The sequence below is a fragment of the Pedobacter sp. ASV1-7 genome, assembly GCF_040203335.1.
Classification (GTDB): Bacteria; Bacteroidota; Bacteroidia; order Sphingobacteriales; family Sphingobacteriaceae; genus Pedobacter.
Genome location: NZ_JBEHBV010000009.1, coordinates 115,622 through 141,242, shown reverse-complemented (window position 1 = coordinate 141,242; position 25,621 = coordinate 115,622). Strand labels below are relative to the sequence as shown.

The following is a 25,621-nucleotide window of genomic DNA, read 5'->3' as shown; positions in this document are numbered from 1 at the left end:
TTATAAAAAAACAGAGCCTACAGTATTTTTTTCATTACCTTTTTGTTGCACGCTAGGCTTAGCCGAATGGAAAACCAATATCGGGATTTTCTGTTGACCAATAGACATCTTTACTGTTCCTTCTTTTAATATACGCATAACAAAAGAATGATGTTGATAGCTAAGCGCGAGTATGTCAGTTTCTCTTTCCTGACAATGTTTAATTAATCTTGGCAACAGGCGCTTACCCCTTATGTCTCTGAACAATACTGCCGGGTATTTTTTTTCACTTAAACTATTAATATAACCCCGAACACTTTCATTTTTCAAACCAGGTTTATCTCCATAAAGACTCACATGAACAATTTCCAACTGATATTGTAATAGCTTACCAAGTTTAAAGAGATAATTAATTACATGAACATCGGTCTCATTAAAATTGGTTGCAAATATGACCCTATCTAGCTTTCTGAAATTATAATTCTGAGGAATAATCAGCACTGGACATTCCGTATGTTCAATTAATGCATTAGTATCACTACCAAATAAAATATGATCGAATTTAGAACCTGACCGGGCTCCAATAATAATTAGTTCAATAATTTTTTCTTTGACTATCTCCTTAACATTTGCCTGCAAATCACCTGTCATCAGCCGAACATGAATACTAAGCTTGTGATGTGGAACCACATTCAGATTAGCAAAAGATTCAAGATGTGCAACCAGCTTATCCATTTGTTCATTTTTCATGCTTTCCCAACTAATATTCTCAGTAATCACTGGCATGCCTTTATAATAAGGAATCATAGGAATACTATTGTCTGAATGCATGACCAGTAAATTCGCATGGATTTCTCCAGCCAATATTACAGCGGCTTCTGCGGCTCTAAGTGCATTATTTGAAAAATCGGTTAACACAAGTATCGTTTTCATAATATGTTAGATTTAATCTATTAATTCAAATTTAAACATGGATTAAAGTGTTACTCATGACGACGGTCGCCATACATTTTTTTTATAAAACCATCTTTTTATTAGTTCTGCAAAAACGATATAAGCAACAATTATTGTCAGAATATAGGGGTAAAAAGAAAGCGGCAAACGAACAAATCCGAACCAAGTTACAGCGGGAGTTAGTGGTAAAACTAAAACGATCAGCAAGATAACTCCGGTGGCTACTGAAAGTAGTTTACCGGGCATACTCTTAAAAAAGGGCTGGCGTGTACGCACCACCAATACAATCAGTGTCGCAGAAATCACAGACTCTGTAAACCAACCTGTCTGGAAAACCTTTTCATCAGCGTGTAGTATTCCCAGTAATACATAAAAGGTTAAAAAATCAAATGCAGAACTTAACAATCCAAAAATAATCATGAAGTGTTTAATAAAATCCAAATCCCACCGCTGTGGTTTCTGAATATTAACTTCATCAACCTTATCAGTTGCAATGGCCATTTCAGGAAAATCGGTAAGCAAGTTCGTTAATAAGATCTGTTTAGGTAATAAAGGCAAAAAGGGTAAGAAAAGAGACGCACCGGCCATACTGAACATATTTCCAAAATTAGCACTTGTTGCCATAAATATATATTTCATGGTGTTTGTAAAAGTCCTTCTTCCTTCCACAACCCCATTTATCAGCACATCTAAACCATGTCCCAATAAAACTATATCGGCAGCTTGTTTGGCAACATCTACTGCTGTATCCACTGATATGCCAACATCTGCAATGTGAAGAGCAGGAGCATCATTAATCCCATCGCCAATAAATCCGACAACATGCCCAGCTTTTTTTAACGCGAGGATAATTCTTTCTTTCTGATTTGGTTCTACTTCAGCAAAGATATTGGTTAACACCGCCTTGTGCACCAATGCAGCGTTACTCATTTTCTGTATTTCTTGACCTGTGAGAATCACAGGTTGCTTTAATCCAACCTGAATAGCGAGGCTCCGTGCAACCAACAAATTATCACCAGTGATAAGTTTCAGACTTACCCCAAGCTGACTAAGTTGGGCAATCGTCGCTCCGACATTGGCTTTAGGTGGATCAAATAATGTTATAAAACCTAAAAATATCATTTCCTTTTCATCCATCCGCCTGAAGTCATGAGCAGCATTTCCTTTTTTATAAGCAAGCCCTAGCGTTCGAAACCCCGAATTACTGAACTGTTCATATAAGCTAATCAGCTCTGACCTGTGGAGCTCTATACTCTCCAAATTCCCATTGGCTAGTTCGACAGATGTACAAACCGACAAAATACTATTTAATGCTCCTTTGGAGATCACCAGATTCTCTGTATCCACATTGACTTGTACAGTCAACCTTTTACGGATAAAATCATAAGGCACTTCAGACTGAACCTTAAATTTACCAATTTCGCCTTTGTAACTCAAACAGATGGCTTGGTCTATAGGGTTGTGAAAGCCTTTTTGCAAAGAAGCATTAAGCCAGGCATACTGCATAACTTTTTCACTATGCATACCATTTGCATTCAGAGTTCCCTTTAGATTTACCTTTCCGTCGGTGATTGTCCCAGTTTTATCGGAACATAAAATGTTCATACTACCTAGGTTTTCAATAGAAGATAACCGTTTCACAATTACCTTTTGAATAGCCATGCGCTTAGCCCCATTAGCAAGATTCACACTCACAATAGCTGGTAATAATTGAGGGGTCAAACCGACAGCCAAAGCAAGGGAAAACAGAAAAGAGTCCAGAACAGGCTTATGGAGTAAAACATTAGCAGCAAAGATAATAAACACCAATAAGAGTGTAATTTCCATCAGCATATAGCCAAATTTACGGATTCCTCTTTCGAAATCGGTTTCAGGAATCCGTATTTGGAGTTGTGTAGAGATCTTACCAAACTCTGTTTGTTTCGCCGTATGAATAATCAATGCAGTTGCCTTACCACTAATAATATGCGATCCCATAAAAAGTGAATTGCTCCTTTTTGATAATGGGGTATTGATTGGTAAAACTCCACAAGACTTTTCTACCGGATAGGTTTCACCAGTAAATGCGGCCTCATCGACAAACAGTTCCTGTGATTCAATTAATAAAGCATCTCCAGGGACAATATCGCCAGCAGTAATCATCACCAAGTCTCCGGGCACAATCGATTCAACAGGCAATTCGACAGCTTTTCCTGATCTGATTACCATACTGCGAAGCTGAACCATGTTCAGTAATTCCTTAACCGCATTTGCGGCGCCTCTCTCCTGCCAGAATCCTAAAACACTACTAATCATCACAATCATTAAAATAATCAAAGTATCTAGCCGATCACCTAAAAAGGCGGACAATACTGCGGCTCCTATCAACAATAAGGTAATCGGGCTTTTAAATTGTCGGAAAAACAATAAAATCCCCGAATTATTGTTCTTATTCTTCAAAGTATTTAGCCCATATTGTTTAATACGAGAGGCAGCCTCATTAGAATCTAAACCTTTCAAATTTCCAGAAACCTGAACCAAAACCTGATCCTGATTTAAGTTCCAATAGTTTTGAACAGTTGGCAGAGGCTTTTTCATAACAACTTTTTATGGAGAAAAAAACAAAAACAACATTTATTCAATACTGATTTCTTTTCTATTGGGCAATGTCTTAAGCTTCTTTTTAAGGCTAAGTCTTAGGATTCCATCTTTATAATGTGCTTTAACATTATCTTCTATAATGTTATCTGGAAGACTAAAACTCCGGGAAAGTGAAGAACTGGAAAACTCCTTTCTGGTATAATTTTTCTTCTCCTCTTTATGTTCAGTACTTGTTTCAGCACTAATATTCAGCAGGCCGTCTTCCGAAGTAATCTTAAAGTCTTCCTTTTTAAAGCCAGGTGCTGACAATTCGAGTTCATAGCTATTTTCTTCGTCGCGAATATTAACAGCAGGGAGAAATTCACTGGCGACATAGGGCCTATTAAAAAAGTCTGTGTTGAAAAAATCATCCATTGCTGAACGAAATGATGGAAAACCATTCGATTTTAATAAAGTTGTCATATTATTTATAATTTAAGTTTAACATTCAAATTAACCAGGAACGTTGGAATATAAAATAGATGTATTAATCCAAAATCAATATGTTACTAATGCAATGTGTTCATAATTCTTTAAGACATCAGAATCTACAAAATCAACATCTCCTCCATTTAGAAGTACTTTTTCAATAATATCATCGACAGCATCCCTGATGTAAGAAAACTTATTGTAAGGTTGTTCCAGGTCTTCTATCAAGTTTAATGTACCTCCTCTTTGAGCCGAAAAAACAAAATTACTTTCAACAAAGATCCTATTGCCAATATTTTCCATTGCCGCCTCCCATACCGGTTTTATTCCCTTAATTAGTTTATTTTTCCCTTCGGCAATATTCAAGATTTCAACTACGGTTTTATCTTTTTCATTCCGCCATTGCTCCAAATGTTCTTTCAATATTTTCTCCAGCTTTGCGAAACTTACCTTATCATAATTACCACTTATGTAACCTGCAACGGCCTTCTGGTGTTTACTTATTTTTTTAAAATGCCCTAATATTTTTTTCACACCCATTACAAAAACAGGTAATTCATAGTTTCTTATGATTCGACCTAAATCTGTATCAATATGCTGTAAAAATTTTTGAATAATAACCTGTCTACGATCGTTTGAATCTGTAAAATTTGCAACCTTTTCCGGCCATTCATTTATATATGCATTTATGGATTCCGGAATACTCGTTTCAATCTTAGTCAACTGATTCAAGCTGCCTAAATACACACCAAACTGTTTTGCGCTTAATAAAAGCAACAGATATTTGGGGCATTTTTTTTTGCTATAAAGCATGTCTCTGATTTCAAATGATTCATCAATTATAATCCGCTCCTTAACAAGGACATCCAGATATACTATTTTCTCAAATACAGGAGAAACGTAAATTGCTACTCCATTTTTTGGGACATTTAAATCTACTTTGTCAATCGCAATTTTCAATTTCTTCACCATTAGTTTGGAAATATCTTCAGGATAATTGTCTTTAAGCTCCCGTTCAATCTCATCCAACTTAACTTTAAATGATTGCTTCAATTCTGTCTCTAAGTTAATTTTAGCTAGAAAAGGCATTATAATGGAAATGGACGGCCAATAATGAACAGCTTCCATAATTTCTTTAATGTCGGATATTGATATATTACTCATGGCTTCTATCTTTATTGGTTACCGCTAATTTCTCTACTAAACGGTAATTTTTCGATGACCACTATCAGCAAACACCATGACAGTCATCACTACAATAAAACTATCAACAGGACTGCTAAAAATCGCGATGAAGTCAATTGACATTTGGCTCATGATGACAATCATCGCCCCGAATGACCTCCATCATCCCATTCAACTAATATTGTATCGATCTTTATTTAAGCCCAGGTAAAGTCCTGGAATTTATACACTAAAAAAATGTTATGAAAAAGTTATTAATTATTCTAGTGGCTGTTGTTTTCGCCACAGCATCGGTAAATGCACAAGTCAATAAACCGGAACAAAAAAAAACAAATCATAGTAAAAGCATGAGCTGCTATATGATGAAAGATGGGAAAATGTATCATTCCATGGCGGGTAAAGAAACCTTAATGGAAAAAGAGGTTATCTTAAAAAATGGGGAGAAAATCATGCCTGATGGCACTTACAAATTGAAAAATGGCAAAGAAATGATGCTTAAAAATGACGAATGTATTGACGCCATGGGTGAGTTTCACAAATCACACAAGGATCATCATAAAAAAGCATAAGCAACTATGTGTAGCCAGCTAAATAAAAAGTGATTACGTCAAGTACCAAAAATCTAATAAAATGAAAAATGATTCAAAAATTCAGAAAGATGTGATGGATGAATTGAAATGGGAGCCCCTATTGAATCCGTCTGAAATTGGCGTTTCTGTAAAAAATGGGATAGTAACCCTTTCAGGAGAGGTAGATTCATATGTTAAAAAAATTGCCGCTGAAAGTGCAACCAAGAGGGTTTTAGGAGTTAAAGCTGTTGCAGAAGATATTCAGGTGATATTATCTCCATCTCTAAAAAAAACAGATGCAGATATTGCTGCAGCGGTATTGAATGCATTAAAGTGGAACAGCGTGGTGCAGGAAGATAAAATTAAAATAAAAGTCGAAGATGGGATTGTAAAACTTGAAGGTGAGGTTGAATGGGAATTTCAGCGCAAGAATATTAAGCGATCAATTGAATTCCTATCGGGCGTCAGGATGGTCATCAATTTAATTAAGGTTAAGCCTATAATTTATTCTTCAGAGATAAAACAAAAGATTACTTCAGCTTTTCAGCGTAGTGCAAATTTAGATTCAAAGGCAATTGAGGTAACCGTAACCGATAATAAAGTGACCTTATATGGTAAAGTCAGATCTTTTACAGAAAAACAAGATGCTGAAGATGCAGCCTGGGCAGCACCTGGAGTCTTGCATGTAGATAACAAACTTGAAATTGAAGAGCCAGAATACATTTTTTATGAATAAGACTTGTTATTGACTTAATCATAGCGATTTGAATTGCTATGATTAAGTTATTCTTAGATAAATCACCCGCAAACCGTATATTTGCACTAAAAACTCCTTAAAATCAAGTCTGGATCTTATGCCTAAAGAAAAAAAATTCCCTGCGAACCTCGACCCACTCCCGGTGTCCTTAAAAAAATGTTGATGATTTTTGCCGTTTGCCGTAAAAATAAAAAGCTTGCAATCATTTGATTTGCAAGCTTTTATACGTTTTAGATACTATTCTCTGTGATCCCGCTGGGATTCAAATCTTTACGAAAAAACCGCCTCTACAGTAGTAATATCATTGTTTTCAAAAACTAGGTAACTGATTGGGTAACCATTTATTTTGAGCTTGTTTGCAATATTTTAATGTACTTTTTTCTATGATCAAAGATAACATTCCTTTTTCAATCTTTAAATCCATTTGAAGTCAACTATAATAGCTGACTGTTTTTATTTTACACTATAACTTAACAAACTGTACTCTTTTATATCCAATTCACCATATTTGGTTTTTTCATAGATCAGACCAATTCCTTTGGCAAGCCATCTTTCGTAAGTAATTATAACGGTGTTACCTGTGATACTATTAATTGCTGTATGCTTAACTTCAATTTTTATAACATCCAGATACTTTTTTCCATTGATTGTTGCGCTTGGAGCTTTCTCCAATATCTTACTTTCGTTAATGTGTTTGATGGTACCTGATGCCAAACCAGATACAGTCAGCGTTACTTCGTCTTTAAAAACTTCTCCTACTTTCAGATTAGTGTTAACTTCAATAACGGTTCCTGCCGACGTATTTGTGCCCATACGTGATGTAGCACCATATAATGAAATGAATACTCCATTATCTTCACGGAAGCCATCTGTCAATTCGAAGCCCTCAATTGCCCCTACTGGCTTGAACTGATAGTAAGTTTTGCCGTTGTATGTTAGTTCCTTGTGAATAATTAAGTCGGATTTATCGTTTGGATCTTCAGTATTGACCAAATACCAAGTGTTATTGACAGTGTAAGGCCAATAGGTGCCACTCACATAGCCCCCACCGCCTTTTCCCGGTTCCTCGGGATTATTTGATTTACTGCAAGAAGTAAATACGCAAAACAGTACTGCAAATGAGTAATAAATATTTTTTTTCATGGTGATTTTTCTATATAAAACACTACAACTTGATTGCGACACCTACATTTAAAGTAGAAATACCATGCCCCAACTCGGCAAATGCTCCAATTTTTTCGGTAAAAAACCAACGTCCTCCTACAAAAGCATAGAGTCCTAGCCCACTACCATAACTATTTGGGCCACTATAATTATCAGCTGAATAATTCACAAGGTTATAGGACAACATTAGTCCTCCATAAACATCCAGGTCTGGTACATTTTTGAAACCGTTATAATGGTAAGCACCACGAGCACCTATAATAGTATAATTCCATTTTTGAGTGTAGCCAACATTCTTGTATGAATAACCTGTATTGCCGATATAGCCACCAATACTTATAACCCCCGGACCGCCAATATCCCATTTTCCATGTTCAAAAGAAGCACTTATAGCTGGTCTGGAATCCCCAAGCCCGCCCAAATTACCTCCTAATCCGATTCCGGCATTTATGATGTTAGTACCTTTTTGAAAAGTTTGGGCAAATGCTAAATTTGCGAACAAGATGAGTGTAAAAAGAATGATTGTTTTTTTCATATTATTAATTTATTTTAAGCAATTCTACTCTACGATTTTTGGCTTTATTGTCTTCAGAATCGTTAGCAAGCAATGGTCGCTCTGCTCCGAATCCTGAGGCAGACAACCTAGATTTGTCAATATTTTGATTGATCAAGTCAAACATTACCGCATGGGCGCGGTCATTTGAAAGTTTTTTATTGTAGGCAGCATCCCCCGTATTATCAGTATGTCCCTCAATAGCAATTTTCAGAGAATTATCTTTTGTTAAAGCTTTTGCTATTTGATTAACGATGTTTTTCCCATCAGTGCTGATGTCGGACTTATCTACATCAAAGTTGATATACAAAATCGCCTTCCCTTTTTGAGTCAGGTCTTTTAGAATGTCATCTGCAGTAATCTTAGTAATGGTTTGCTGGAAATCTTCTTCTTGAAGGACATTCAATTTACCACTTATATTATCAGCCGAAAACTGAACATAAATATTCCCTTTATCTTTAGACCGGATGACATAAAATTTTATATGTTCATCAAAATAACCTATATCACCCTGACCACCTCTCCTTTGAAATTGCTTGTTATAACGATCATATTCTTTCCTTGAAATTTCACCATCATATATTTTCACCCCACCTATAGAGCTTAGATAAGTTTCCATACTTTTTTCGAAATAGTGTTTTGAAAACTGCTCACCCTGCTCACTAACAACATCGACCCTGTAAAGCTTTCCTTCGAAAGGAGTCATTACGCTATCAATCGGGAAAAAGCATACATCGAATCTATTTATTAATGGTTTTGCACGTTCTTTTAATCCATTTGGAAAGGTAAAAAATGGAAAATTACCTAAATCATGATCGGAATATGCAATATCTTCTATATTAAAAAGAGCTTTATCCTTAATTTTTTCGTGCTTAGAAACCTGTTCTATTGGTGTTGATAAATCTTCTGTGCGCTGTTCCTCTGCTGGTTTTTGATTACATGAGGTAATTATTGCAGACATTGCAATCAAAAATATTATTCCCTTCATTGCTAATAATTTAAATTGTGACTAACTATTTCATAGGTAGATGTCATGTATTACTCTAAATAAAATTGTTGGCACAAAGGTAGTTTTAGTAGCAACACGCATAAATAGGCAGCATTAATCATATTTATGGGTAGTAATGCCTATTTCCTAATGCATTATCTTATTTATATTTGACCATGTTTTTAAATGGGTTACTTTACATGCCTTTATGCTTAAATGCTATGGCAACGACCGGTATAAAATCAGTAAAAACGATTTATGAGCAGGAACATTTCATTAATTTATTAAATGGCTTCATGTTCGGTGCTTTACTGGCACTGATGATTTATAACCTTTACGTTTACATTGCTATTAAAGATAGATCTTACCTACATTACACAGGTTACATTGGTTCCGGCCTTGCATTTTTAATAACTTGGATCGGATATTTCAACGATTGGTTTTCAGTTTCGAACCTAAGCCTGTTAACTGTTACATTTTGTGCAACATTGATTTTTGGTGTACTCTTCACCAATGGTTACCTCCATACAGCTCAATACGCTCCAAGACTTTTCAAGATTCATAGATGGTTAATTATTGGGTTACTTATTCCTTTTGGGATTGATCTGATAGGTTTTGGTGAATTGGCTTTCGAGTTACTTCCAATCATGTCGTTCATCACTATTTGGTATTGGTTGATTGCAGCGTACATTAGTTTCAGAAATAAATTTAAACCCTCACATTATTATATCATCGCTTTAACCTTCCTCTTGATAGGTTATCTCCTTTACGAAAAACTTCAGTTAGTGATGTTTCTCCAAGCAGGACTCTGCCTAGAAGCACTAACTTTATCATTTGCTTTGGCTGTCAATCTAAACAATTTAAAAAAGGAGACGACACTCCTAAAGAAAAATGTTGTTACTCAGACTGAAGGTTTCGCTCAAGAACTCATCATTGGTCAGGAGAGTGAAAAAGAGAATATAGCTAATGAGCTAAACAAGTCCATAGGTCAACAATTGGTCCATTTGAAAAATGAAGTATTCATACTTAAGAAGGTATGCCAAAATCATCAGCAAGAATTAATGATTGAAATTGCGACCGATATAGGAAAAGCAATTGAAGAGGTCAGTAGCGTATCTTTTTCCCTGCGACCGTATCAAATGAATATCCTTGGCTTAAAAAGCTCAGTTCAAAATCTCGTTGAAGATATTCGTGATCACACAGAGACAAACATCTACTTGGAAATAGATGATATAGATCAGTTATTAAAGAAAAATATGGAAATGCACATTTACCGAGTGATACAAGAGTTACTAAATAACCTGATCAAGCATGCTGAGGCATCAGATTGCTGGATAAACATCAAACATATACAAGATGAATTGAGATTTTCCTATCGGGATAATGGTATAGGATTCAATAAAGATGGTCTGACAACGGGCTTAGGACTATTAGGAATCAGAGAAAGGTGTGACGTAATACATGCCAAAATCACCGTTCGGAGCCAACAATCATTGGGAACTGAAGTCAATATCAAAATCCCTTTATGCTTTAATAACAACTTAATTTTAAAAAAAACGATCAGCAAATAACAACCCGAACTACATGAAAATATTAATAGCAGATGATCATCCTATATTTCTTAAAGGTCTTAAAGAAGTTATAGAATCAGAACCTAAATATGAGGTTATCTTTGAGGCTAAAAATGGTATAGAAGCATTGGAAAATGCTTGTAAACTTCATCCTAACGTTACGATATTAGATATAGATATGCCAGAGATGAATGGTTTAATAGCTGCTAAAGAATTAATTAAAATTAACCCAGATGCTAATGTGATACTACTTACTATGCATAAAGCTAAGGATGCATTTCTACATGCGCTTGATATTGGCGTTGCGGGCTATGTTTTGAAAGAGAATGCGGTTGTCGATATCATTCATGCCATCGAAGCGGTAACAAGCGGAAACTCCTACATCAGCCCCGAGATGAGCTCCTTTTTGCTTAGTCAACGGAGATCTCATCGTACTGAAGTTTTAACTGAATTGCTAAATACCTTAACCCCTTCAGAGATGAAAATATTAAAATTGGTAGGCAGTTACAAAAGCACTAGGGATATTGCAGACGAACTCTATATTAGTGAAAAAACAGTATCAAATCACAGAATGAACATCTTAAAAAAGCTTAATCTTTCGGGTAAAAATAGTTTGCTGCGTTTTGCAATCGAACAAAAACAGGAATGAAAAAAAGAAGATTTAAACTTTTTGTAATCCTCCTGAGTGCATTCCTGTTATATAATATTAACATGGCCAATGCGCAAAATGTAATACTTAAAGACATTGAGAAAACTTATAAAATCAATTATCCCTTGTTTTTGGTTGATGATCAAAAAGACTTTAAGCCTAATGATGTACTTCAAAACCCAAACTTCAATTCAACCACGTTTCCGGTTTTGTCTTTAGGTGCCACTAGTGCAGCAGTTTGGGTTAAAACTACTGTTTCAAACCGAACCGACATGGCTGATTGGTATTTCCAGATTGATAACCCACCTGTTCTACAATCTATTGACATTTACCAAAAACAGGCAGGACATCTGGTTAAAATATTCACTACATTTGCCGGCAAAACCGATGATACTGACCGCATAAAGATCAACAACACGCTTATCCCTATTTCAATACCTAAAAATAAAGAGGTTGAATATTATATCAGGGCAACCAGTAATAATATATTACGGTTACCCATAAAGGTGGTAACACTGCAAACATCGCTTGAAGAAAGCCGTCTGCCCGATCTACTAAATGGCATTACCTTCGGCATGTTGATGGCTTTTGTCATTTACAACTTTTTTGTTTACTTACTCACCAAAGAACAAGCTTACCTCTATTACCTAGGTTATATCTTTTTTTGGAGTTTAAACGTTTTTTTTTTCAACGGTTTTTTACCCAATATTTCCGCTTCAGCAACCTGGCTGAATAGCGCTGCTACCCTACTTTCCACTGCGAGTATTTTAAGTATTTTATTTACAAATTCTTTTCTAAAAACCAAAATAAACAGCCCCTTTTTCTACAAAATCAGCTGGTTGATGACTTTCTTTTCCATAGCCATTTTATTTGTAGATATTTATTGGAAAGGCCCTTATGGTTTTATTGCGATACAATACCTGATGTATCCTTTTTTTCTATATTGGTTTGGTGCCGGACTTCATTGCCTCAAAAAAGGATACAAACCTGCACTTTATTTCATACTTGGATTTGGTTGTCTGATGTCTGGAAATGCAATATACAATTTAAAAGATCTTGACATTTTACCCGATAATATATTTACGCGTACATCCATGCATTGGGGCGCATTGGCGGATGCCTTGATTTTATCACTTGCTCTTGCAAATCGGCTCAATTTCTATCAGAAAGAAAAGGAAAAGATTGCTGTAAAATTATTAAATGAAAAAAGAGGTTTCCTAAAAGAATTATTGCAACGTCAGGAGCAAGAGAAGAAACGAGTAGCCATGGAATTGCATGACAATATAGGGCAGCAACTAATTTTAATCAAAAATAAGTTTTGGAGATTGCAGCGACAAAGTGAGGGTGAGTCAGCAAATCCTATAAACCAGTCAATTGATCATGTTGGAAAGATCATGGCTGAGATCCGAAGCATACTTCACCGACTGAGGCCTTATCAAATGGATTTACTAGGCTTAACTGAAAGCATCAATGGAATGATCGTTGATACTTTCACTAAGCATGAGATTGAAATCAGACAGGTGGATGATATAAACCTACTTTTCAATCCCAATGAATCTATACATGTTTTCAGAATTATTCAGTTGTTAACTGATGCTGTCCGGGATATTGATGAGTACGAAAAAATCAGTTATTCGATAATAAGCCTTCCACAACATGTCAATTTCGAATTTGAAATCGGTATGGCTCAAATTTCTTTAAATTCATTAAATGATATCAACAATAGGCTTGAACTACTCAAGGGGAGTATTGTAGTTCATTCTAACCAATCAAATACATTGATAAATGTAAACATACCCACACTTGTCTCGTTATAGTTCCACGGAGTTCACTCGGGTAAAAAAGTAAACACCAATAAGAATGCGCTTATCATCAACCAGTATGTTCTTAACCTTATCATCTGTCTCTTTTTAGGAGTATCAGATATAGGATATGTTAACCTTGTTGCAGCAGATGCAGCCAGGAAACAACTACTCCGTGGATTCACTTCAACCCGGGATATGGGAGCAGCCTCATTTAGCCTTAAAAAAGCGATAGATCAGAGAATAGTTAATGGACCTCGTATTTATCCAAGCGGTGCTACCATTTCTCAAACCGGTGGTCATGGCGACTTTGGAATACCAACAGATGTACCCAAGTAGACAGGCGCACCATTAAACTATATGGAAAAATCCGGCATGACGATCATCGCTGATGGTGCCGACCAAGTGTTGATGCGGACAAGAGAACAATTACGCTTGGGTGCCACTCAAATCAAAGTGATGGCTGGAGGTGGCGTAGCCTCTAACTATGATCCTTTGGACGTGTCCCAATTTACAGAAGCAGAAATTAAGGCAGCAGTGGATGCGGCAGACAATTGGGGAACCTATGTAGCGGTGCATGCATACACGCAAAAAGCAATTACAGCCGCAGTACATGCAGGTGTAAAATGTATAGAGCATGCCCAGTTGATGAACGCACAGCTCACTAAACTTGTACGCTGGTACAAACCCTACGAAATTTTGAGAATGGCTACATCGGCCAATGCAGATTTGCTTACTCTAAGTGGTAAGCGCAACCCCTATTCAGAAGGAAAACTTGGTGTTATTGAACAGGAGGCTTATGCAGACTTGCTGCTAGTGGATGAAAGTCCTTTTAAAAATATCAAATTAATAGAAGACCCTGAAAAGAATTTCATCATCATTATTAAAGATGGGGTTATTTATAAGAATATTTATAGCTAGCTGTCTCTATCAGTTCAATGACTAACGCTTACATTTCCTGAGTGGATTTGGCAGGAAAAATAAGGAATGGAACTTCACATTTTTCAAATGCAGAGCCTAAAAAACCCATCTTTAGCATTTGCAAAAAGCAGCCATGATGATTGTAGCAAAAATTACTCGTTCTATATTTTTTACCAAAGCTACTGGATTGTTGTACAAATATTCAATTATTCTTACCGACTTGTGGGAAAATGTGATGAATCATCGTATACTTTTGTGTGACACCTATCATCCAAAAGACTGATAACCGTCATAGTAACAATAAGATATTATCAGAACCTTTGTATATCAATCATAAAATTATGACTACGACAATAGAAGACAATGCATTGAGCACAGAATTACAGGAATTATACCTTATCGCAAAACAATGGTTAGCCGATCTAAAATTCATTAATGATGAATCCAATATTCTCAAAAATATAAGTAAGAAACCTCTGGAACCGGAAATTAACACGAAACTCGATATCCTATTCAATTCATTAGAACAGCAGGTCTCAGAACTAAAACAAAAAGTTAATCATTTGCTGAAAAAACTGGAACCATTAACTTATGGTCCAATTAAAGAAATTAAAATGAGTTTGATTGAAGAACAACAGCTTGTAAAGAACCAGATGGAGGAAATACTGTTAAACTTTCAAACAACTAAAAATGAATTGCTGAATTATCAATCTTGATTCCCATTCCCTACCTGCATCAGGCATAGAATAGCCAATCTGAGAAATTTGACCTTTAGAAAAACGTCATTTAACAGCAAATTATCCTAACTAGTATAGCTATTTTATAAATTCTAATTAACTTCATCACCTTGAAAAGGTTAGCCGCAATATTGTTTCTCACTATTCATTTGTTTTCTACAAATGAGGTTTCTCAATTAATGAAATTGCCGGTTTTCTTTGATCATTATACCGAACATAAAATACTAGATCCGAGTATTTCATTTATTGAATTTCTGACATCACATTATATCAATGACAGTGCAAATGATTTTGATCACGAAAGAGACATGCAGTTGCCATTTAAAACGGCTGATCATTTTTCAGCACCAATTGTTCCAGCCTTTATTCCAGATTCAATAGCACTGTTCAATATCAATTCTTCGCAAATTATATTGTCAAAAATCTATATTTCAGACGAGTCCTTTATTCCATCTGATTTCCTGTCTGGCATATGGCAGCCACCAAAATTCTGTTAAATAGTTTTCAATTTATTGATGATTTATATCTGGTGAGATAGCTCTAAGAGAAGTTTCGCTGCATTTTTCAATTTACTAATTTTAACATTTTTTTGGTTATGCTGAATAAAATTATTGCTTTTTCCATTAGAAATAAGCTCATTATTGCACTTTTTATCTTTGCCCTGATCGGCTATGGTAGTTATGAAGTGACTAAACTGCCAATAGATGCTGTCCCAGACATCACTGACAACCAAGTGCAGGTAATTACTATTGCACCTTCATTCGGCGCCACAGATATTGAACGTTTGGTGACCTACCCTATTGAACAGGCCAACAGCAACCTATCAGGTCTCAAAGAAATCCGAAGCTTTTCCAGATTTGGTTTATCGCTGGTGACTATTGTTTTTGACGATGCTACCGATATCTATTGGGCACGTCAACAGATTGCCGAACGTTTACAACAGGTACAATCGCAGATTCCAGCTGGTATCGGCGTACCGGAACTTGGCCCTGTCAGCACTGGCTTGGGCGAGATTTATCAATATGTAATAAAACCAAAACCAGGCTACGCTAACAAATACAATGAAACAGATCTAAGAACCATACAGGATTGGATTGTACGCCGTCAATTACTTGGTGTAAAAGGAATTGCTGAGGTAAGTAGCTTTGGTGGTAAACTCAAGCAATATTCCATTGAAGTAAAGCCAAATGAACTATTATCACACGGCATTAGCATTACCGACGTATTCAATGCACTTGAAAAGAACAACCAAAATACGGGAGGTGCCTACATTGAAAAAGGGCCAACTGTCTTGTATATCAGGAGTCAGGGACTTTTTAAAAGTACAAGTGATATTGAAAATACATTGATTAAAACTATTGGTGGAGGTAGTCCTCTTTTCATAAAAGATGTTGCCGAAGTTAAAACGGGTTATGCAACACGATATGGAGCGATGTGTTATAATGATGAAGGTGAAGTCGCAGGAGCCGTAGTTATGATGCTCAAGGGAGCCAACAGCAGTGAGGTTATCAAAAATGTTAAAGATCGCATAATGCAGATCCAGAAAACTTTGCCTGAAGGTGTAGTCATCGAACCCTTTTTAGACCGCACTAAAATGGTCAACAATGCCATTAGTACCGTGTCTAAAAATTTACTTGAAGGTGCGCTTATTGTAGTCTTTGTACTGGTGTTATTCTTAGGTAACTTCAGAGCGGGTATTTTAGTTGCCTCAGTTATTCCTCTGGCTATGTTGTTTGCCATCATCATGATGAACCTTTTTGGGGTTAGCGGCAATTTGATGAGTTTGGGGGCACTAGATTTCGGTTTGATTGTAGATGGTGCTGTGATTATTGTTGAGGCGGTCATGCATAGGCTAACTCATGGTAAATTTAACAGATCCAATGATCGGCTTAGCCAACAAGAGATGGACATAGAGGTAAATAGCTCTGCTAGTAAAATGATGAACAGTGCCGTATTCGGACAAATCATCATTCTAGTAGTCTACCTTCCTATATTCGCTCTTGAGGGAATTGAGGGAAAAATGTTTAAACCAATGGCACAAACTGTTGCCTTCGCCCTATTGGGTGCTTTTATTCTTTCGCTAACTTATATTCCTATGATGAGTTCAGTTTTTCTGAGCAAAAAAACAAAACACAAACCCAACATCTCTGATCGGATCATGGCAGCCGTAGAACGAAAATACCAGGCAGCATTAAATTATATCATAAACTTCCCAAAAACGGTTATGCTATGCGTTGGCAGTTTGTTTATCATCTCTATATTCCTGCTAAGCAACCTAGGTGGAGAATTTATTCCTGCTTTGGAAGAAGGTGACTTTGCCGTTGATACCAGAGTATTGCCTGGTAGCAGCATCACCACAACAATAGAAAATACACAAAAGGCAGCCCATATCTTAAAGAGTCAATTTCCGGAAGTAGAAAAGATAGTCACCAAAATAGGAAGTGGCGAAGTACCAACAGATCCAATGCCTATGGAAGCAAGTGATATGATGGTGATTCTGAAGCCTAAACACGAATGGACTTCTGCAAAAACATTTAATGAGTTAGCTGAAAAAATGGGAATGGCCTTACAGGATGTACCAGGAATTACTGCTGGTTTTCAATTTCCCGTTCAAATGAGATTCAATGAATTGATGACTGGGGCAAGACAGGATGTGGTATGTAAAATATTTGGTGAAGACTTAGATACCCTATCCCATTATGCCAATCAACTGGGTAAGATCATCAATACCGTTGATGGCGCAAAAAACCTTTATGTAGAAACCGTAGCTGGTATGCCTCAGATCATCATTGATTACAATCGCAATGCGCTGGCTCAGTACGACCTAAACATCAATGATGTGAACAGAATTATAAATACGGCTCTCGCCGGACAAAGTACAGGAATGTTGTTTGAAGGTGAGAAACGGTTTGAAGTTGTAGTGAAAATTAGTGGATCGGAAAAAAAAGACCTTAAGGATATTCAAAATCTATTGATATCAACACCTAAGGGTACACAGGTCCCCTTATATCAGCTAGCGAATGTTCAGATCAAAGATGGTCCCAATCAAATACAACGAGAGGATGCAAAAAGAAGAATTGTAGTGGGCTTTAACGTTCGCGACAGAGACATTCAAAGTATTGTCAACGAACTTCAGCAAAAAGTAAATCAGCAGATGAAACTTCCAACAGGCTATTATGTAAACTATGGGGGGGCTTTTGAAAATCTAAATGCAGCTAAAGATCGCTTAATGATAGCTGTTCCGGTTTCGTTATTATTGATCTTTTTACTCCTTTATTTTGCTTTTGGCTCTCTAAAACAGGGCTTACTGATTTATTCTGCAATTCCGTTATCGGCTATTGGCGGTATCTTATTTTTGGCAATGAGAGAAATGCCATTTAGCATCAGTGCCGGCGTAGGTTTTATAGCACTTTTTGGGGTCGCCGTACTAAATGGTATTGTATTGATTTCAGAATTTAATCAACTCAAACAGAAAGGAATTACAGACCTGAAACGCATTGTACTGAAGGGCACGAAAGTAAGATTAAGACCAGTATTGATGACTGCCTTTGTAGCTTCATTAGGTTTTTTGCCGATGGCATTAAGCAATGGAGCAGGTGCTGAAGTTCAAAGACCATTGGCAACTGTGGTTATAGGAGGCTTGCTGATTGCTACCTTTCTCACCCTATTTGTTTTACCAATTTTATACATCATGTTTGAAACAGGCTTTAAAATGGGAATTAAAAAATCAACTATTCCTGGCACAACCATTTTGTTATTAATGGGAATAACCTCAGTTGTCCACGCACAAACGCCTATAACCCTTCAGGCTGCGATAGACACAGCGATAAAAAACAACCTAACAATAAAAAATGAAAAACTGAAGACCCGGTACCAACAAGCACTAATTAAAACTTCTGCAAATATTCCTCAAACAAATGTTTCTGCAGAAGTTGGTCAAATCAATAGCAGTTATACCGATACAAAATTTGGAATCAATCAATCCTTTAGCTTTCCAACCGTTTACTCAAGGCAAAACAAGTTGTTGCGTGAAGATTGGAAGAGCGGTATGTTGACCCTAGCGCTCAAAGAGGCCGACTTAAAGAAAGAAGTGAGTCAGATATTTTATTTTATAGTTTACCTACAGCAAAAAAAGAAGCTGCTATTACAATCCGACAGTCTTTATACAGGATTCTACAAAAAAGCCGAACTCCGACTGTTAAAGGGTGAAAGTAATATACTTGAAAAAACAAGTGCAGAAACATTATTGGCACAAATTAAGATGCAACTCAGACAAGTAGAAGCAGATGAAGAGGTTTCGCAACTGCATTTTCTGATATTATTAAATTCTACCAACCGTTTTAAACCAATAATTGAAACAAAGCCTATAGCTCGCCTTGAGCTGGTTCGCTTTGATCTTGACGAACATCCGGCCATTAAAGTTGCTTTACAAGATCAAGAAATAGCCAAAGCAACTATCGCAGTCGAAAAAAGTAAATTACTACCAGAACTGTCATTGGGATACAACAATGGAAGCTTTAAAGGAACTGGTCCTGATGAAAAATTATATACCAGATCAAACCGGTTTAGCACTGTACAACTGGGATTGGGTATTCCCATTTTCACCCAATATGTAAAAGCTAAAATCAACAGTGCAAAGATCAATATGCTATTAGCAAAAAGCAATTATGACCTTAATTTTCAAAAGCTATCTGCAGAATATCAATCCATGCTGGGTCAATATCAAAACCACCTACAAACGGTTGCATATTTTGAAGCTAAATCAGTGAAGAACGCCGATTTGATCATGAAAACAGCAAATCAACAGCTGAATAGTGGAAATATCAACTACCTGGATTGGGTGCAATTGATCAATCAGGCTACAGCTGTAAAAAGCGATTATCTGGAAGCAGTTAAAAACCTTAACGAAACGCTAGTGCTACTTAATTATCTAACTCGTCCTTAATTTATCAACCATGAGACTCCTAACCTATTTGTCTGCAACGCTCCTGTTCATGTCAGGCTGTGGACAACAAAACAATACAACGCCCGAAGAAGTGGCAATAGATTCGAACATCGTGACGCTAACGGAGGCCCAATTTAAAAATGCAGCCATCACTACTGGTAAAGTTGAACAAAAGCAGATTTCAACCAGCTTAAAACTCAACGGAAAAATAGATGTTCCACCACAAAATATGATATCAGTAAGTGTGCCACTTGGAGGATATTTAAAATCAACCAATCTATTGCCAGGAATGCACATTAAAAAGGGCCAGGTAATTGGTACTGTCGAAGACCAGCAATACGTCCAGTTACAACAAGATTACCTCACAGCGAAAACGAAGATCAACTATCTGGAGAATGAATATAACAGACAAAAAGACTTAAATAAAAGTCAGGCCAGCAGTGATAAGATTTTTCAACAATCCGAAGCAGATTATCGGAGCCAACTTGTACTGATCTCAGCTTTAAAACAAAAGCTAGCAATTGCTGGTATTAATGTCAACAGCATCAGTGAAACTAAAATTATTAAAAGTGTAAACATTTACTCACCCATTAGCGGCTACGTTTCAAAAGTAAATGTAAATATTGGAAAATATGTAACACCTACAGAAGTCCTCTTTGAATTGATTGATCCTTCGAATATCCATTTGGCATTAAAGGTGTTTGAACGTGATCTGGATAAGCTATATGTTGGCCAATTCTTATTAGCTTATATGAATAATGAACAGGGAAAGAAACATAAGTGTAAGATTATGATGATTGGAAAGGATCTGTCCGAAGACAGAAATACCGATGTATTATGTTATTTTGAAAACTACGACCAGCGGCTCATTCCAGGCACCTATATGAATGCTGAAATCCAGGTTAAAAATACACCGGCAACGGCAATTCCTTCTGAAGCAATTGTAGAATACGAAGGAAAGCAATTTACATTTATTAGCAAAGGAAAAAACACATTCGAGATGGTTGGAGTGAACACAGGCGAGAATGACAATGGCTATACAGCAATTACCTTTGTAAATAACAGTAATATTGAAAACCAGGAATTTGTGTTTAAGGGAGCTTATTCCCTACTGATGATGATTAAAAATAAAGAAGAATAAGCTGGTTTTCGTCAATTTTGTTGAATTTTCGCTTATTGATAAAAGGATGTTTTTAATGTACCTCATAATACCTTCAATTTTAAATGATTAAATACTTTATTATAACTACTACAGCCACTTAGCCTTATATTATTCTTCATAAATATGCCTTTCAGTAACATTTGTTACAGACATTCTTTTATTCGGAATATACTTTTACGAATAATTTAAATAATGAGGATATGAAAGCACATTATCAAATAGTCATAATTGGAGCTGGCACAGCAGGAATCATGACAGCAGCTCAGCTTTTAAAAAAGGAGAAGTCACTTGACATTGTCATCATTGATCCGGCAGAGATGCACTATTATCAACCAGCCTGGACATTGGTCGGAGCAGGAACTTATGATTTCGACAAAACAAAAAAAACTATAAGGGAGTTAATCCCACATCAAGCAGAGTGGATTCAGGATTCTGTGACAGAATTCTTTCCCGAGGAAGCCAAAATAAAAACACAACAAGGTCAGGTAATTAGCTACAATTATCTCATTGTTTCTCCTGGATTAGTAAATGATCTTTCCCTAATAGAAGGGTTGGAAGAAGCAGTAAAAAAGGGAGTTGTATGCAGTAACTATATAGATCCGAAATATACCTGGGAATGCCTAAAGAATTTCAAAGGTGGAAATGCGGTTTTCACGCAACCAACAACACCTATAAAATGTGGTGGAGCTCCGCAGAAAATCATGTATCTGGCTGCAGACTACTTTCGCAGGAATGGATTAGACAAAAAATCAAATGTAGTTTTTGCAACTCCCAGTACTGTCATCTTTGGGGTGAAGCGAATTGCAGATACATTAATGAAAGTGATCCATAGATACAATGTACATTTTAAACCTTTTTATGCTCCCGTTAAAATAGACGCCGACAAAAAAATAGTCTATTTCAAAAGTGTTGCTACTGATGATAACAACTGTATCGTAAAGGAAGGTAATGTTTTGGGAGAAAAACAACAAGGTGATTCATTGATTGAAATGCCTTTCGATTTGTTACATTTAGCTCCGCCACAAACAGCTCCAAAGTTTGTGAAAGAATCTGTATTAGTGAATGAAGCAGGTTGGTTAGATGTTGATATCAATAGTCTTCGACACAAAAAATATCCAAATATTTTCGGAATTGGAGACGTAGCTGCATTGCCAACTGCAAAAACCGGAGCAGCCATACGTAAACAGGCTCCTGTAGTGGTCGATAATATCCTTAAACTGCTAAAAGGAAAAGCTGCCGACAACAAATCATATCAAGGATATTCATCTTGTCCGTTAGTAACCGGATACGGAAAAATGGTTTTAGCCGAATTTAATTACAAAAATGAATTCACGCCCGATCCAAAACTTAAAATGATGCTTATCAGCGACAGCTCAAAAGAACACTGGCGTTTGTGGCTTTTAAAAAAATATATGCTCCCTTATTTGTATTGGCATAAAATGATGAAAGGTGAAGATGTTTAGTCTTGTGTAACCTATGTAACAGACTATCTCTTTTTATAGGCTGAAATTTGCAACAATAATAAATAATGACAATATAATTTATGGAATGGATTTTAGAACCTTGGCCGTGGTATGTTAGCGGACCATTGATTGCATTGACGATGTTTGTCTTACTCTACGTAGGTAAAAATTTTGGAATGTCGTCCAATTTAAGAACATTATGCACCATATGCGGCGCCGACAAAACTTGTGACTTTTTCTGTTTTGATTGGAAAGCACAACGCTGGAATTTATTGGTAATGACGGGAGCTGTCATCGGTGGTTTTGTAGCTTCAAATTATCTGTCTGATAATCAAATACCAGATTTAAATCCGAAAACGATTGAGCACTTAAAGGAAAAAGGTTTTGAAAGTGCAGGGAAAGCGTATGTACCCACAGAACTTTTTGGACCGGAAGCGTTTTCAGATCCTAAAACATTGGCTATACTTTTGATTGGAGGCATATTGGTTGGTTTTGGAGCACGTTACGCAGGTGGTTGCACATCTGGACACGCTATATCAGGTATCAGTAATTTACAGTTACCGTCGTTGATTGCTACTATTGGATTTTTCATTGGAGGATTGATTATGGTACATCTTATTTTTCCTTTAATTTTTTAACACGAATGAAAAGGCTGGTGGTAATACTGGTTGCAACTATACTTTCTCAACCAATAATGGCACAGGAAAATCACACAAAAGATACCCTTGAAAATAAAACATTGGTTTCTTATCTTAAAGAAGGTGAAATCAGCGGCCATATCCGTAACTATTTTATGGCAACAGAGAACAATCATGGAAACGATTATTATGCTAATGCCATTGGAGGTGTATTAAGCTATGAAACCAAATCGTACAAGGGTTTTCAACTAGGTGTTTCGGGAGTATTTACCTACAAACTGTTTTCATCTGATTTGAATAAACCTTACAATCAAACCAGTAAATCATCACGATGGGAACAGGAACTTTTTGATGTAAACCATAAGGACAATTTTAAAGCTCTGGACAGATTGGAGGAACTGTATATCAAATATCATTGGAAAAATTCGTACGTAACCTACGGGAAAATACCGGTAGAATATACGCCCTTATTGAATAAAAGTGATGGAAGAATGAAGCCTTTTGCCTTTCAGGGAGGTTGGCTGCATCACAAAGATGAAAAATTTCAGGCTGATGTAGCCTGGATTCACAGCGTTTCTCCAAGATCGATGACCGAATGGTTTCCAATGGAAGAAGCAATAGGACTTACCGATAACGGTTATTTACCGAACGGCGAAAAAGCAGCATACGAAGGAACAACCAATTCCCAAGGATTGGCAATTGTTCATTTAGGGAAAGAATTCAAAAATTTTAACGCAAATTTCTGGAATCTTCATTTGGATAAATTTATCAATACCTCTTGGTTGCAATTGGAGTATTCAAAACAGTATTGGCAGATAGGCATGATTTATTCATATCAGATACCTAACTCCTATCAAAAGACACTTGATTACGAAAACCGATATGTACAGCCAAACGAAAACGGACAGATTGCCAGTTTTATGCTGAAATGCAAAAAAGGATCTTCCCAAATCAAAGCAGCCTTTTCAACATCTTTTAAGTCCGGTAGGTATTTATTCCCAAAAGAATTGGGACGGGATCAGTTTTATACCTCCATGCCCAGAAGCCGTATCGAAGGACTGGGAGGAGTTGATGTCTTTGCTATTGGGTATCAGTACAATTGGAAACATCTATTTCTGAATATCGATGCAACCACTACTCATGGAGCAGTAATAGAAGATTATGTGTTAAACAAATACAATATCGATGATCATTACCAGGTTAATACACGACTGCATTATGAGTTCATCGATTTCTTAAAAGGTCTTCATATCGAGTTATTATATGTTTGGAAACAAAATAAAAACGACCATAACACACAATTGGTTTCACAAAAAAGCGATTACAACCAATTAAATCTAATAACAAATTTTAATTTTTAAAAGCAATGAAAAACATAGTTTATCTTATTATAGGAACATTTTTCGGGATTGTTATGTACAAATCCGAAGCCGCATCTTGGTTCAGAATTTATGAAATGTTCCAGTTCCAATCCTTTCACATGTATGGATTAATGGGAACAGCTTTAGCTGTGGGGGTTATTATTGTTCAGTACATCAAAAGAAGCAAAGTAAAAGACGTAAATGGGAATCCTATTGTTATAGCAGATAAAGACAAAAGTATTCCACGTTATTTAATCGGTGGTGTTCTTTTTGGTTTAGGTTGGGCATTGGCAGGCGCTTGTCCCGGACCGATGTTTGTATTGACCGGAGCAGGATACTTCCCAATTTTAGTTGTAATTTTAGGAGCGGTATTAGGTACTTGGTTTTATGGTCTGATAAAAAACAAGTTACCTCATTAAATCAAAATAAATATGGAAGAATTAATTCGTGAAACCTATCGGGGAATATTCGAAAAAGAGTTGATTGACGAAATCGTTTCTGTCGCTAAAATTGTCGAATTTAAAGAAGGTGATGTATTGATAGATATTGGAAAGTACATAAAAACGATGCCTTTGCTGATCAGCGGAGCCATTAAAATCATGCGGGAAGATTTTGATACCGGCGAGCTTCTGTTATACTTCATCGAAAAAGGAGATACCTGTTCCATGACACTTACCTGCTGTATGGGTGATAAGAAAAGTGAAATTCGTGCCGTGGCAGAAAATAACGGTTTGGTAGCCATGATTCCAGTAGGTAAAATGGAAGAATGGCTCGGGAAATATAAAAGCTGGCGCGCCTTTGTTTTTGAAAGTTACAACAACCGTTTTAATGAAATGCTGGCCGCAATAGACAATATTGCCTTTATGCACATGGACGAACGCCTTTACAACTATCTCTTGGAAAAAAGCAAGATCAACGATTCGAGTATTATCACCAAAACTCATCAGGAGATTGCTTACGAATTAAACAGTTCACGAGTGGTTATTTCACGATTACTGAAAGCTTTGGAAAATGAAGGAAAAATAAAGCTGAACCGCAATAACATAGAACTATTAAACTAACGCCATAGAAGAAATCCATCATATCCGGTTTGCTATTGGTTGTCCGTATCTATTTCCAATAACTATAAGAAAATTAAACAAGTTAGAATCCATATTGTCGATTATAAGCTGATA

General features: G+C 36.4%; 23 protein-coding genes. 16 read left to right on the top strand and 7 right to left on the bottom strand.

Annotated elements, in window-relative coordinates; all coding sequences use genetic code 11:
- The 4 genes from ABDJ41_RS19310 to ABDJ41_RS19295 all read right to left on the bottom strand — a co-directional run bounded on the left by ABDJ41_RS19310 (position 1) and on the right by ABDJ41_RS19295 (position 5,145).
- A complete protein-coding gene (locus ABDJ41_RS19310; protein WP_349787745.1) occupies positions 1 to 912 on the bottom strand; it encodes a universal stress protein in 912 nt (303 codons plus the stop codon).
- A gap of 54 nt (positions 913 to 966) precedes the next feature.
- A complete protein-coding gene (mgtA, locus tag ABDJ41_RS19305) occupies positions 967 to 3,510 on the bottom strand; it encodes a magnesium-translocating P-type ATPase (RefSeq protein ID WP_349787744.1) in 2,544 nt (847 codons plus the stop codon).
- Positions 3,511 to 3,546: 36 nt separating this feature from the next.
- Positions 3,547 to 3,975, bottom strand: a complete 429-nt coding sequence (locus ABDJ41_RS19300; RefSeq protein ID WP_349787743.1) for an Hsp20/alpha crystallin family protein — start codon at positions 3,973 to 3,975, stop codon at positions 3,547 to 3,549.
- Between the two features lie 75 nt (positions 3,976 to 4,050).
- The gene (locus tag ABDJ41_RS19295; RefSeq protein ID WP_349787742.1) at positions 4,051 to 5,145 is read right to left on the bottom strand and encodes a baeRF3 domain-containing protein; all 1,095 of its coding nucleotides are present in this window, start codon (positions 5,143 to 5,145) and stop codon (positions 4,051 to 4,053) included.
- A gap of 263 nt (positions 5,146 to 5,408) precedes the next feature.
- Here ABDJ41_RS19295 and ABDJ41_RS19290 point away from each other — a divergent pair, with 263 nt between their 5' ends.
- On the top strand, positions 5,409 to 5,735 hold the full coding sequence (locus ABDJ41_RS19290; RefSeq protein WP_349787741.1) for a DUF6799 domain-containing protein: 327 nt from the start codon (positions 5,409 to 5,411) through the stop codon (positions 5,733 to 5,735).
- Positions 5,736 to 5,796: 61 nt separating this feature from the next.
- Positions 5,797 to 6,471 carry a BON domain-containing protein gene (locus ABDJ41_RS19285; RefSeq protein WP_349787740.1) on the top strand — a complete coding sequence of 225 codons (675 nt, stop codon included), beginning with the start codon at positions 5,797 to 5,799 and terminating at the stop codon, positions 6,469 to 6,471.
- A gap of 474 nt (positions 6,472 to 6,945) precedes the next feature.
- Here the strand turns inward: ABDJ41_RS19285 and ABDJ41_RS19280 are convergent, their stop codons facing one another.
- From ABDJ41_RS19280 to ABDJ41_RS19270, 3 genes are read right to left on the bottom strand one after another with little or no spacing between them, the layout of a single operon-like run.
- On the bottom strand, positions 6,946 to 7,635 hold the full coding sequence (locus ABDJ41_RS19280; protein ID WP_349787739.1) for a hypothetical protein: 690 nt from the start codon (positions 7,633 to 7,635) through the stop codon (positions 6,946 to 6,948).
- Positions 7,636 to 7,657: 22 nt separating this feature from the next.
- Positions 7,658 to 8,191 (bottom strand): hypothetical protein, encoded by a 534-nt coding sequence (locus ABDJ41_RS19275; RefSeq protein ID WP_349787738.1) that lies wholly within the window; start codon positions 8,189 to 8,191, stop codon positions 7,658 to 7,660.
- 4 nt (positions 8,192 to 8,195) lie between these two features.
- Entirely contained in the window at positions 8,196 to 9,197 is a 1,002-nt protein-coding gene (locus ABDJ41_RS19270; protein WP_349787737.1) for an OmpA family protein, read from the bottom strand.
- Positions 9,198 to 9,418: 221 nt separating this feature from the next.
- On the opposite strand from ABDJ41_RS19270, the gene ABDJ41_RS19265 reads away from it, so the two are divergent.
- The 14 genes from ABDJ41_RS19265 to ABDJ41_RS19200 all read left to right on the top strand — a co-directional run bounded on the left by ABDJ41_RS19265 (position 9,419) and on the right by ABDJ41_RS19200 (position 25,507).
- Positions 9,419 to 10,768, top strand: a complete 1,350-nt coding sequence (locus ABDJ41_RS19265; RefSeq protein ID WP_349787736.1) for a sensor histidine kinase — start codon at positions 9,419 to 9,421, stop codon at positions 10,766 to 10,768.
- Between the two features lie 13 nt (positions 10,769 to 10,781).
- A complete protein-coding gene (locus tag ABDJ41_RS19260) occupies positions 10,782 to 11,417 on the top strand; it encodes a response regulator (protein ID WP_349787735.1) in 636 nt (211 codons plus the stop codon).
- Positions 11,414 to 13,234, top strand: a complete 1,821-nt coding sequence (locus tag ABDJ41_RS19255) for a sensor histidine kinase (RefSeq protein WP_349787734.1) — start codon at positions 11,414 to 11,416, stop codon at positions 13,232 to 13,234. Before ABDJ41_RS19260 ends, ABDJ41_RS19255 begins: the two co-directional genes overlap by 4 nt.
- Positions 13,235 to 13,417: 183 nt before the next feature.
- Complete coding sequence (locus ABDJ41_RS19250; RefSeq protein WP_349787733.1) at positions 13,418 to 13,558, top strand: hypothetical protein; 141 nt, start codon at positions 13,418 to 13,420, stop codon at positions 13,556 to 13,558.
- 36 nt (positions 13,559 to 13,594) lie between these two features.
- On the top strand, positions 13,595 to 14,140 hold the full coding sequence (locus tag ABDJ41_RS19245) for an amidohydrolase family protein (protein WP_349787732.1): 546 nt from the start codon (positions 13,595 to 13,597) through the stop codon (positions 14,138 to 14,140).
- A gap of 341 nt (positions 14,141 to 14,481) precedes the next feature.
- Positions 14,482 to 14,856 carry a hypothetical protein gene (locus tag ABDJ41_RS19240; RefSeq protein WP_349787731.1) on the top strand — a complete coding sequence of 125 codons (375 nt, stop codon included), beginning with the start codon at positions 14,482 to 14,484 and terminating at the stop codon, positions 14,854 to 14,856.
- Between the two features lie 131 nt (positions 14,857 to 14,987).
- Positions 14,988 to 15,374, top strand: coding sequence for a hypothetical protein (locus tag ABDJ41_RS19235; protein WP_349787730.1), 387 nt, complete (start codon positions 14,988 to 14,990; stop codon positions 15,372 to 15,374).
- Between the two features lie 98 nt (positions 15,375 to 15,472).
- Complete coding sequence (locus ABDJ41_RS19230; RefSeq protein WP_349787728.1) at positions 15,473 to 19,822, top strand: CusA/CzcA family heavy metal efflux RND transporter; 4,350 nt, start codon at positions 15,473 to 15,475, stop codon at positions 19,820 to 19,822.
- Positions 19,823 to 19,832: 10 nt separating this feature from the next.
- The gene (locus ABDJ41_RS19225) at positions 19,833 to 20,963 is read left to right on the top strand and encodes an efflux RND transporter periplasmic adaptor subunit (protein WP_349787727.1); all 1,131 of its coding nucleotides are present in this window, start codon (positions 19,833 to 19,835) and stop codon (positions 20,961 to 20,963) included.
- 221 nt (positions 20,964 to 21,184) lie between these two features.
- The gene (locus ABDJ41_RS19220) at positions 21,185 to 22,447 is read left to right on the top strand and encodes an NAD(P)/FAD-dependent oxidoreductase (RefSeq protein WP_349787726.1); all 1,263 of its coding nucleotides are present in this window, start codon (positions 21,185 to 21,187) and stop codon (positions 22,445 to 22,447) included.
- An 80-nt stretch (positions 22,448 to 22,527) separates the two neighbouring features.
- Positions 22,528 to 23,085 (top strand): YeeE/YedE family protein, encoded by a 558-nt coding sequence (locus ABDJ41_RS19215; RefSeq protein WP_349787725.1) that lies wholly within the window; start codon positions 22,528 to 22,530, stop codon positions 23,083 to 23,085.
- A 5-nt stretch (positions 23,086 to 23,090) separates the two neighbouring features.
- Positions 23,091 to 24,446: a hypothetical protein gene (locus ABDJ41_RS19210; protein WP_349787724.1), complete on the top strand. Its 1,356-nt coding sequence runs from the start codon at positions 23,091 to 23,093 to the stop codon at positions 24,444 to 24,446.
- Between the two features lie 5 nt (positions 24,447 to 24,451).
- A complete protein-coding gene (locus ABDJ41_RS19205; RefSeq protein WP_349787723.1) occupies positions 24,452 to 24,865 on the top strand; it encodes a DUF6691 family protein in 414 nt (137 codons plus the stop codon).
- Positions 24,866 to 24,877: 12 nt separating this feature from the next.
- Positions 24,878 to 25,507: a Crp/Fnr family transcriptional regulator gene (locus ABDJ41_RS19200; RefSeq protein ID WP_349787722.1), complete on the top strand. Its 630-nt coding sequence runs from the start codon at positions 24,878 to 24,880 to the stop codon at positions 25,505 to 25,507.
- Positions 25,508 to 25,621: the final 114 nt, after the last annotated feature.

Excerpts from the sequence above, each read along its gene's own strand:
- ABDJ41_RS19245 (WP_349787732.1), top strand. The coding sequence starts at position 13,595 with ATGACGATCATCGCTGATGGTGCCGACCAAGTGTTGATGCGGACAAGA.
- ABDJ41_RS19225 (WP_349787727.1), top strand. The coding sequence starts at position 19,833 with ATGAGACTCCTAACCTATTTGTCTGCAACGCTCCTGTTCATGTCAGGC.
- ABDJ41_RS19295 (WP_349787742.1), bottom strand. The coding sequence starts at position 5,145 with ATGAGTAATATATCAATATCCGACATTAAAGAAATTATGGAAGCTGTT.
- mgtA (WP_349787744.1), bottom strand. The coding sequence starts at position 3,510 with ATGAAAAAGCCTCTGCCAACTGTTCAAAACTATTGGAACTTAAATCAG.
- ABDJ41_RS19215 (WP_349787725.1), top strand. The coding sequence starts at position 22,528 with ATGGAATGGATTTTAGAACCTTGGCCGTGGTATGTTAGCGGACCATTG.
- ABDJ41_RS19240 (WP_349787731.1), top strand. The coding sequence starts at position 14,482 with ATGACTACGACAATAGAAGACAATGCATTGAGCACAGAATTACAGGAA.
- ABDJ41_RS19210 (WP_349787724.1), top strand. The coding sequence starts at position 23,091 with ATGAAAAGGCTGGTGGTAATACTGGTTGCAACTATACTTTCTCAACCA.
- ABDJ41_RS19270 (WP_349787737.1), bottom strand. The coding sequence starts at position 9,197 with ATGAAGGGAATAATATTTTTGATTGCAATGTCTGCAATAATTACCTCA.
- ABDJ41_RS19310 (WP_349787745.1), bottom strand. The coding sequence starts at position 912 with ATGAAAACGATACTTGTGTTAACCGATTTTTCAAATAATGCACTTAGA.
- ABDJ41_RS19205 (WP_349787723.1), top strand. The coding sequence starts at position 24,452 with ATGAAAAACATAGTTTATCTTATTATAGGAACATTTTTCGGGATTGTT.
- ABDJ41_RS19260 (WP_349787735.1), top strand. The coding sequence starts at position 10,782 with ATGAAAATATTAATAGCAGATGATCATCCTATATTTCTTAAAGGTCTT.
- ABDJ41_RS19250 (WP_349787733.1), top strand. The coding sequence starts at position 13,418 with ATGGGAGCAGCCTCATTTAGCCTTAAAAAAGCGATAGATCAGAGAATA.
- ABDJ41_RS19275 (WP_349787738.1), bottom strand. The coding sequence starts at position 8,191 with ATGAAAAAAACAATCATTCTTTTTACACTCATCTTGTTCGCAAATTTA.
- ABDJ41_RS19285 (WP_349787740.1), top strand. The coding sequence starts at position 5,797 with ATGAAAAATGATTCAAAAATTCAGAAAGATGTGATGGATGAATTGAAA.
- ABDJ41_RS19280 (WP_349787739.1), bottom strand. The coding sequence starts at position 7,635 with ATGAAAAAAAATATTTATTACTCATTTGCAGTACTGTTTTGCGTATTT.
- ABDJ41_RS19255 (WP_349787734.1), top strand. The coding sequence starts at position 11,414 with ATGAAAAAAAGAAGATTTAAACTTTTTGTAATCCTCCTGAGTGCATTC.
- ABDJ41_RS19265 (WP_349787736.1), top strand. The coding sequence starts at position 9,419 with ATGGCAACGACCGGTATAAAATCAGTAAAAACGATTTATGAGCAGGAA.
- ABDJ41_RS19300 (WP_349787743.1), bottom strand. The coding sequence starts at position 3,975 with ATGACAACTTTATTAAAATCGAATGGTTTTCCATCATTTCGTTCAGCA.
- ABDJ41_RS19230 (WP_349787728.1), top strand. The coding sequence starts at position 15,473 with ATGCTGAATAAAATTATTGCTTTTTCCATTAGAAATAAGCTCATTATT.
- ABDJ41_RS19200 (WP_349787722.1), top strand. The coding sequence starts at position 24,878 with ATGGAAGAATTAATTCGTGAAACCTATCGGGGAATATTCGAAAAAGAG.
- ABDJ41_RS19290 (WP_349787741.1), top strand. The coding sequence starts at position 5,409 with ATGAAAAAGTTATTAATTATTCTAGTGGCTGTTGTTTTCGCCACAGCA.
- ABDJ41_RS19220 (WP_349787726.1), top strand. The coding sequence starts at position 21,185 with ATGAAAGCACATTATCAAATAGTCATAATTGGAGCTGGCACAGCAGGA.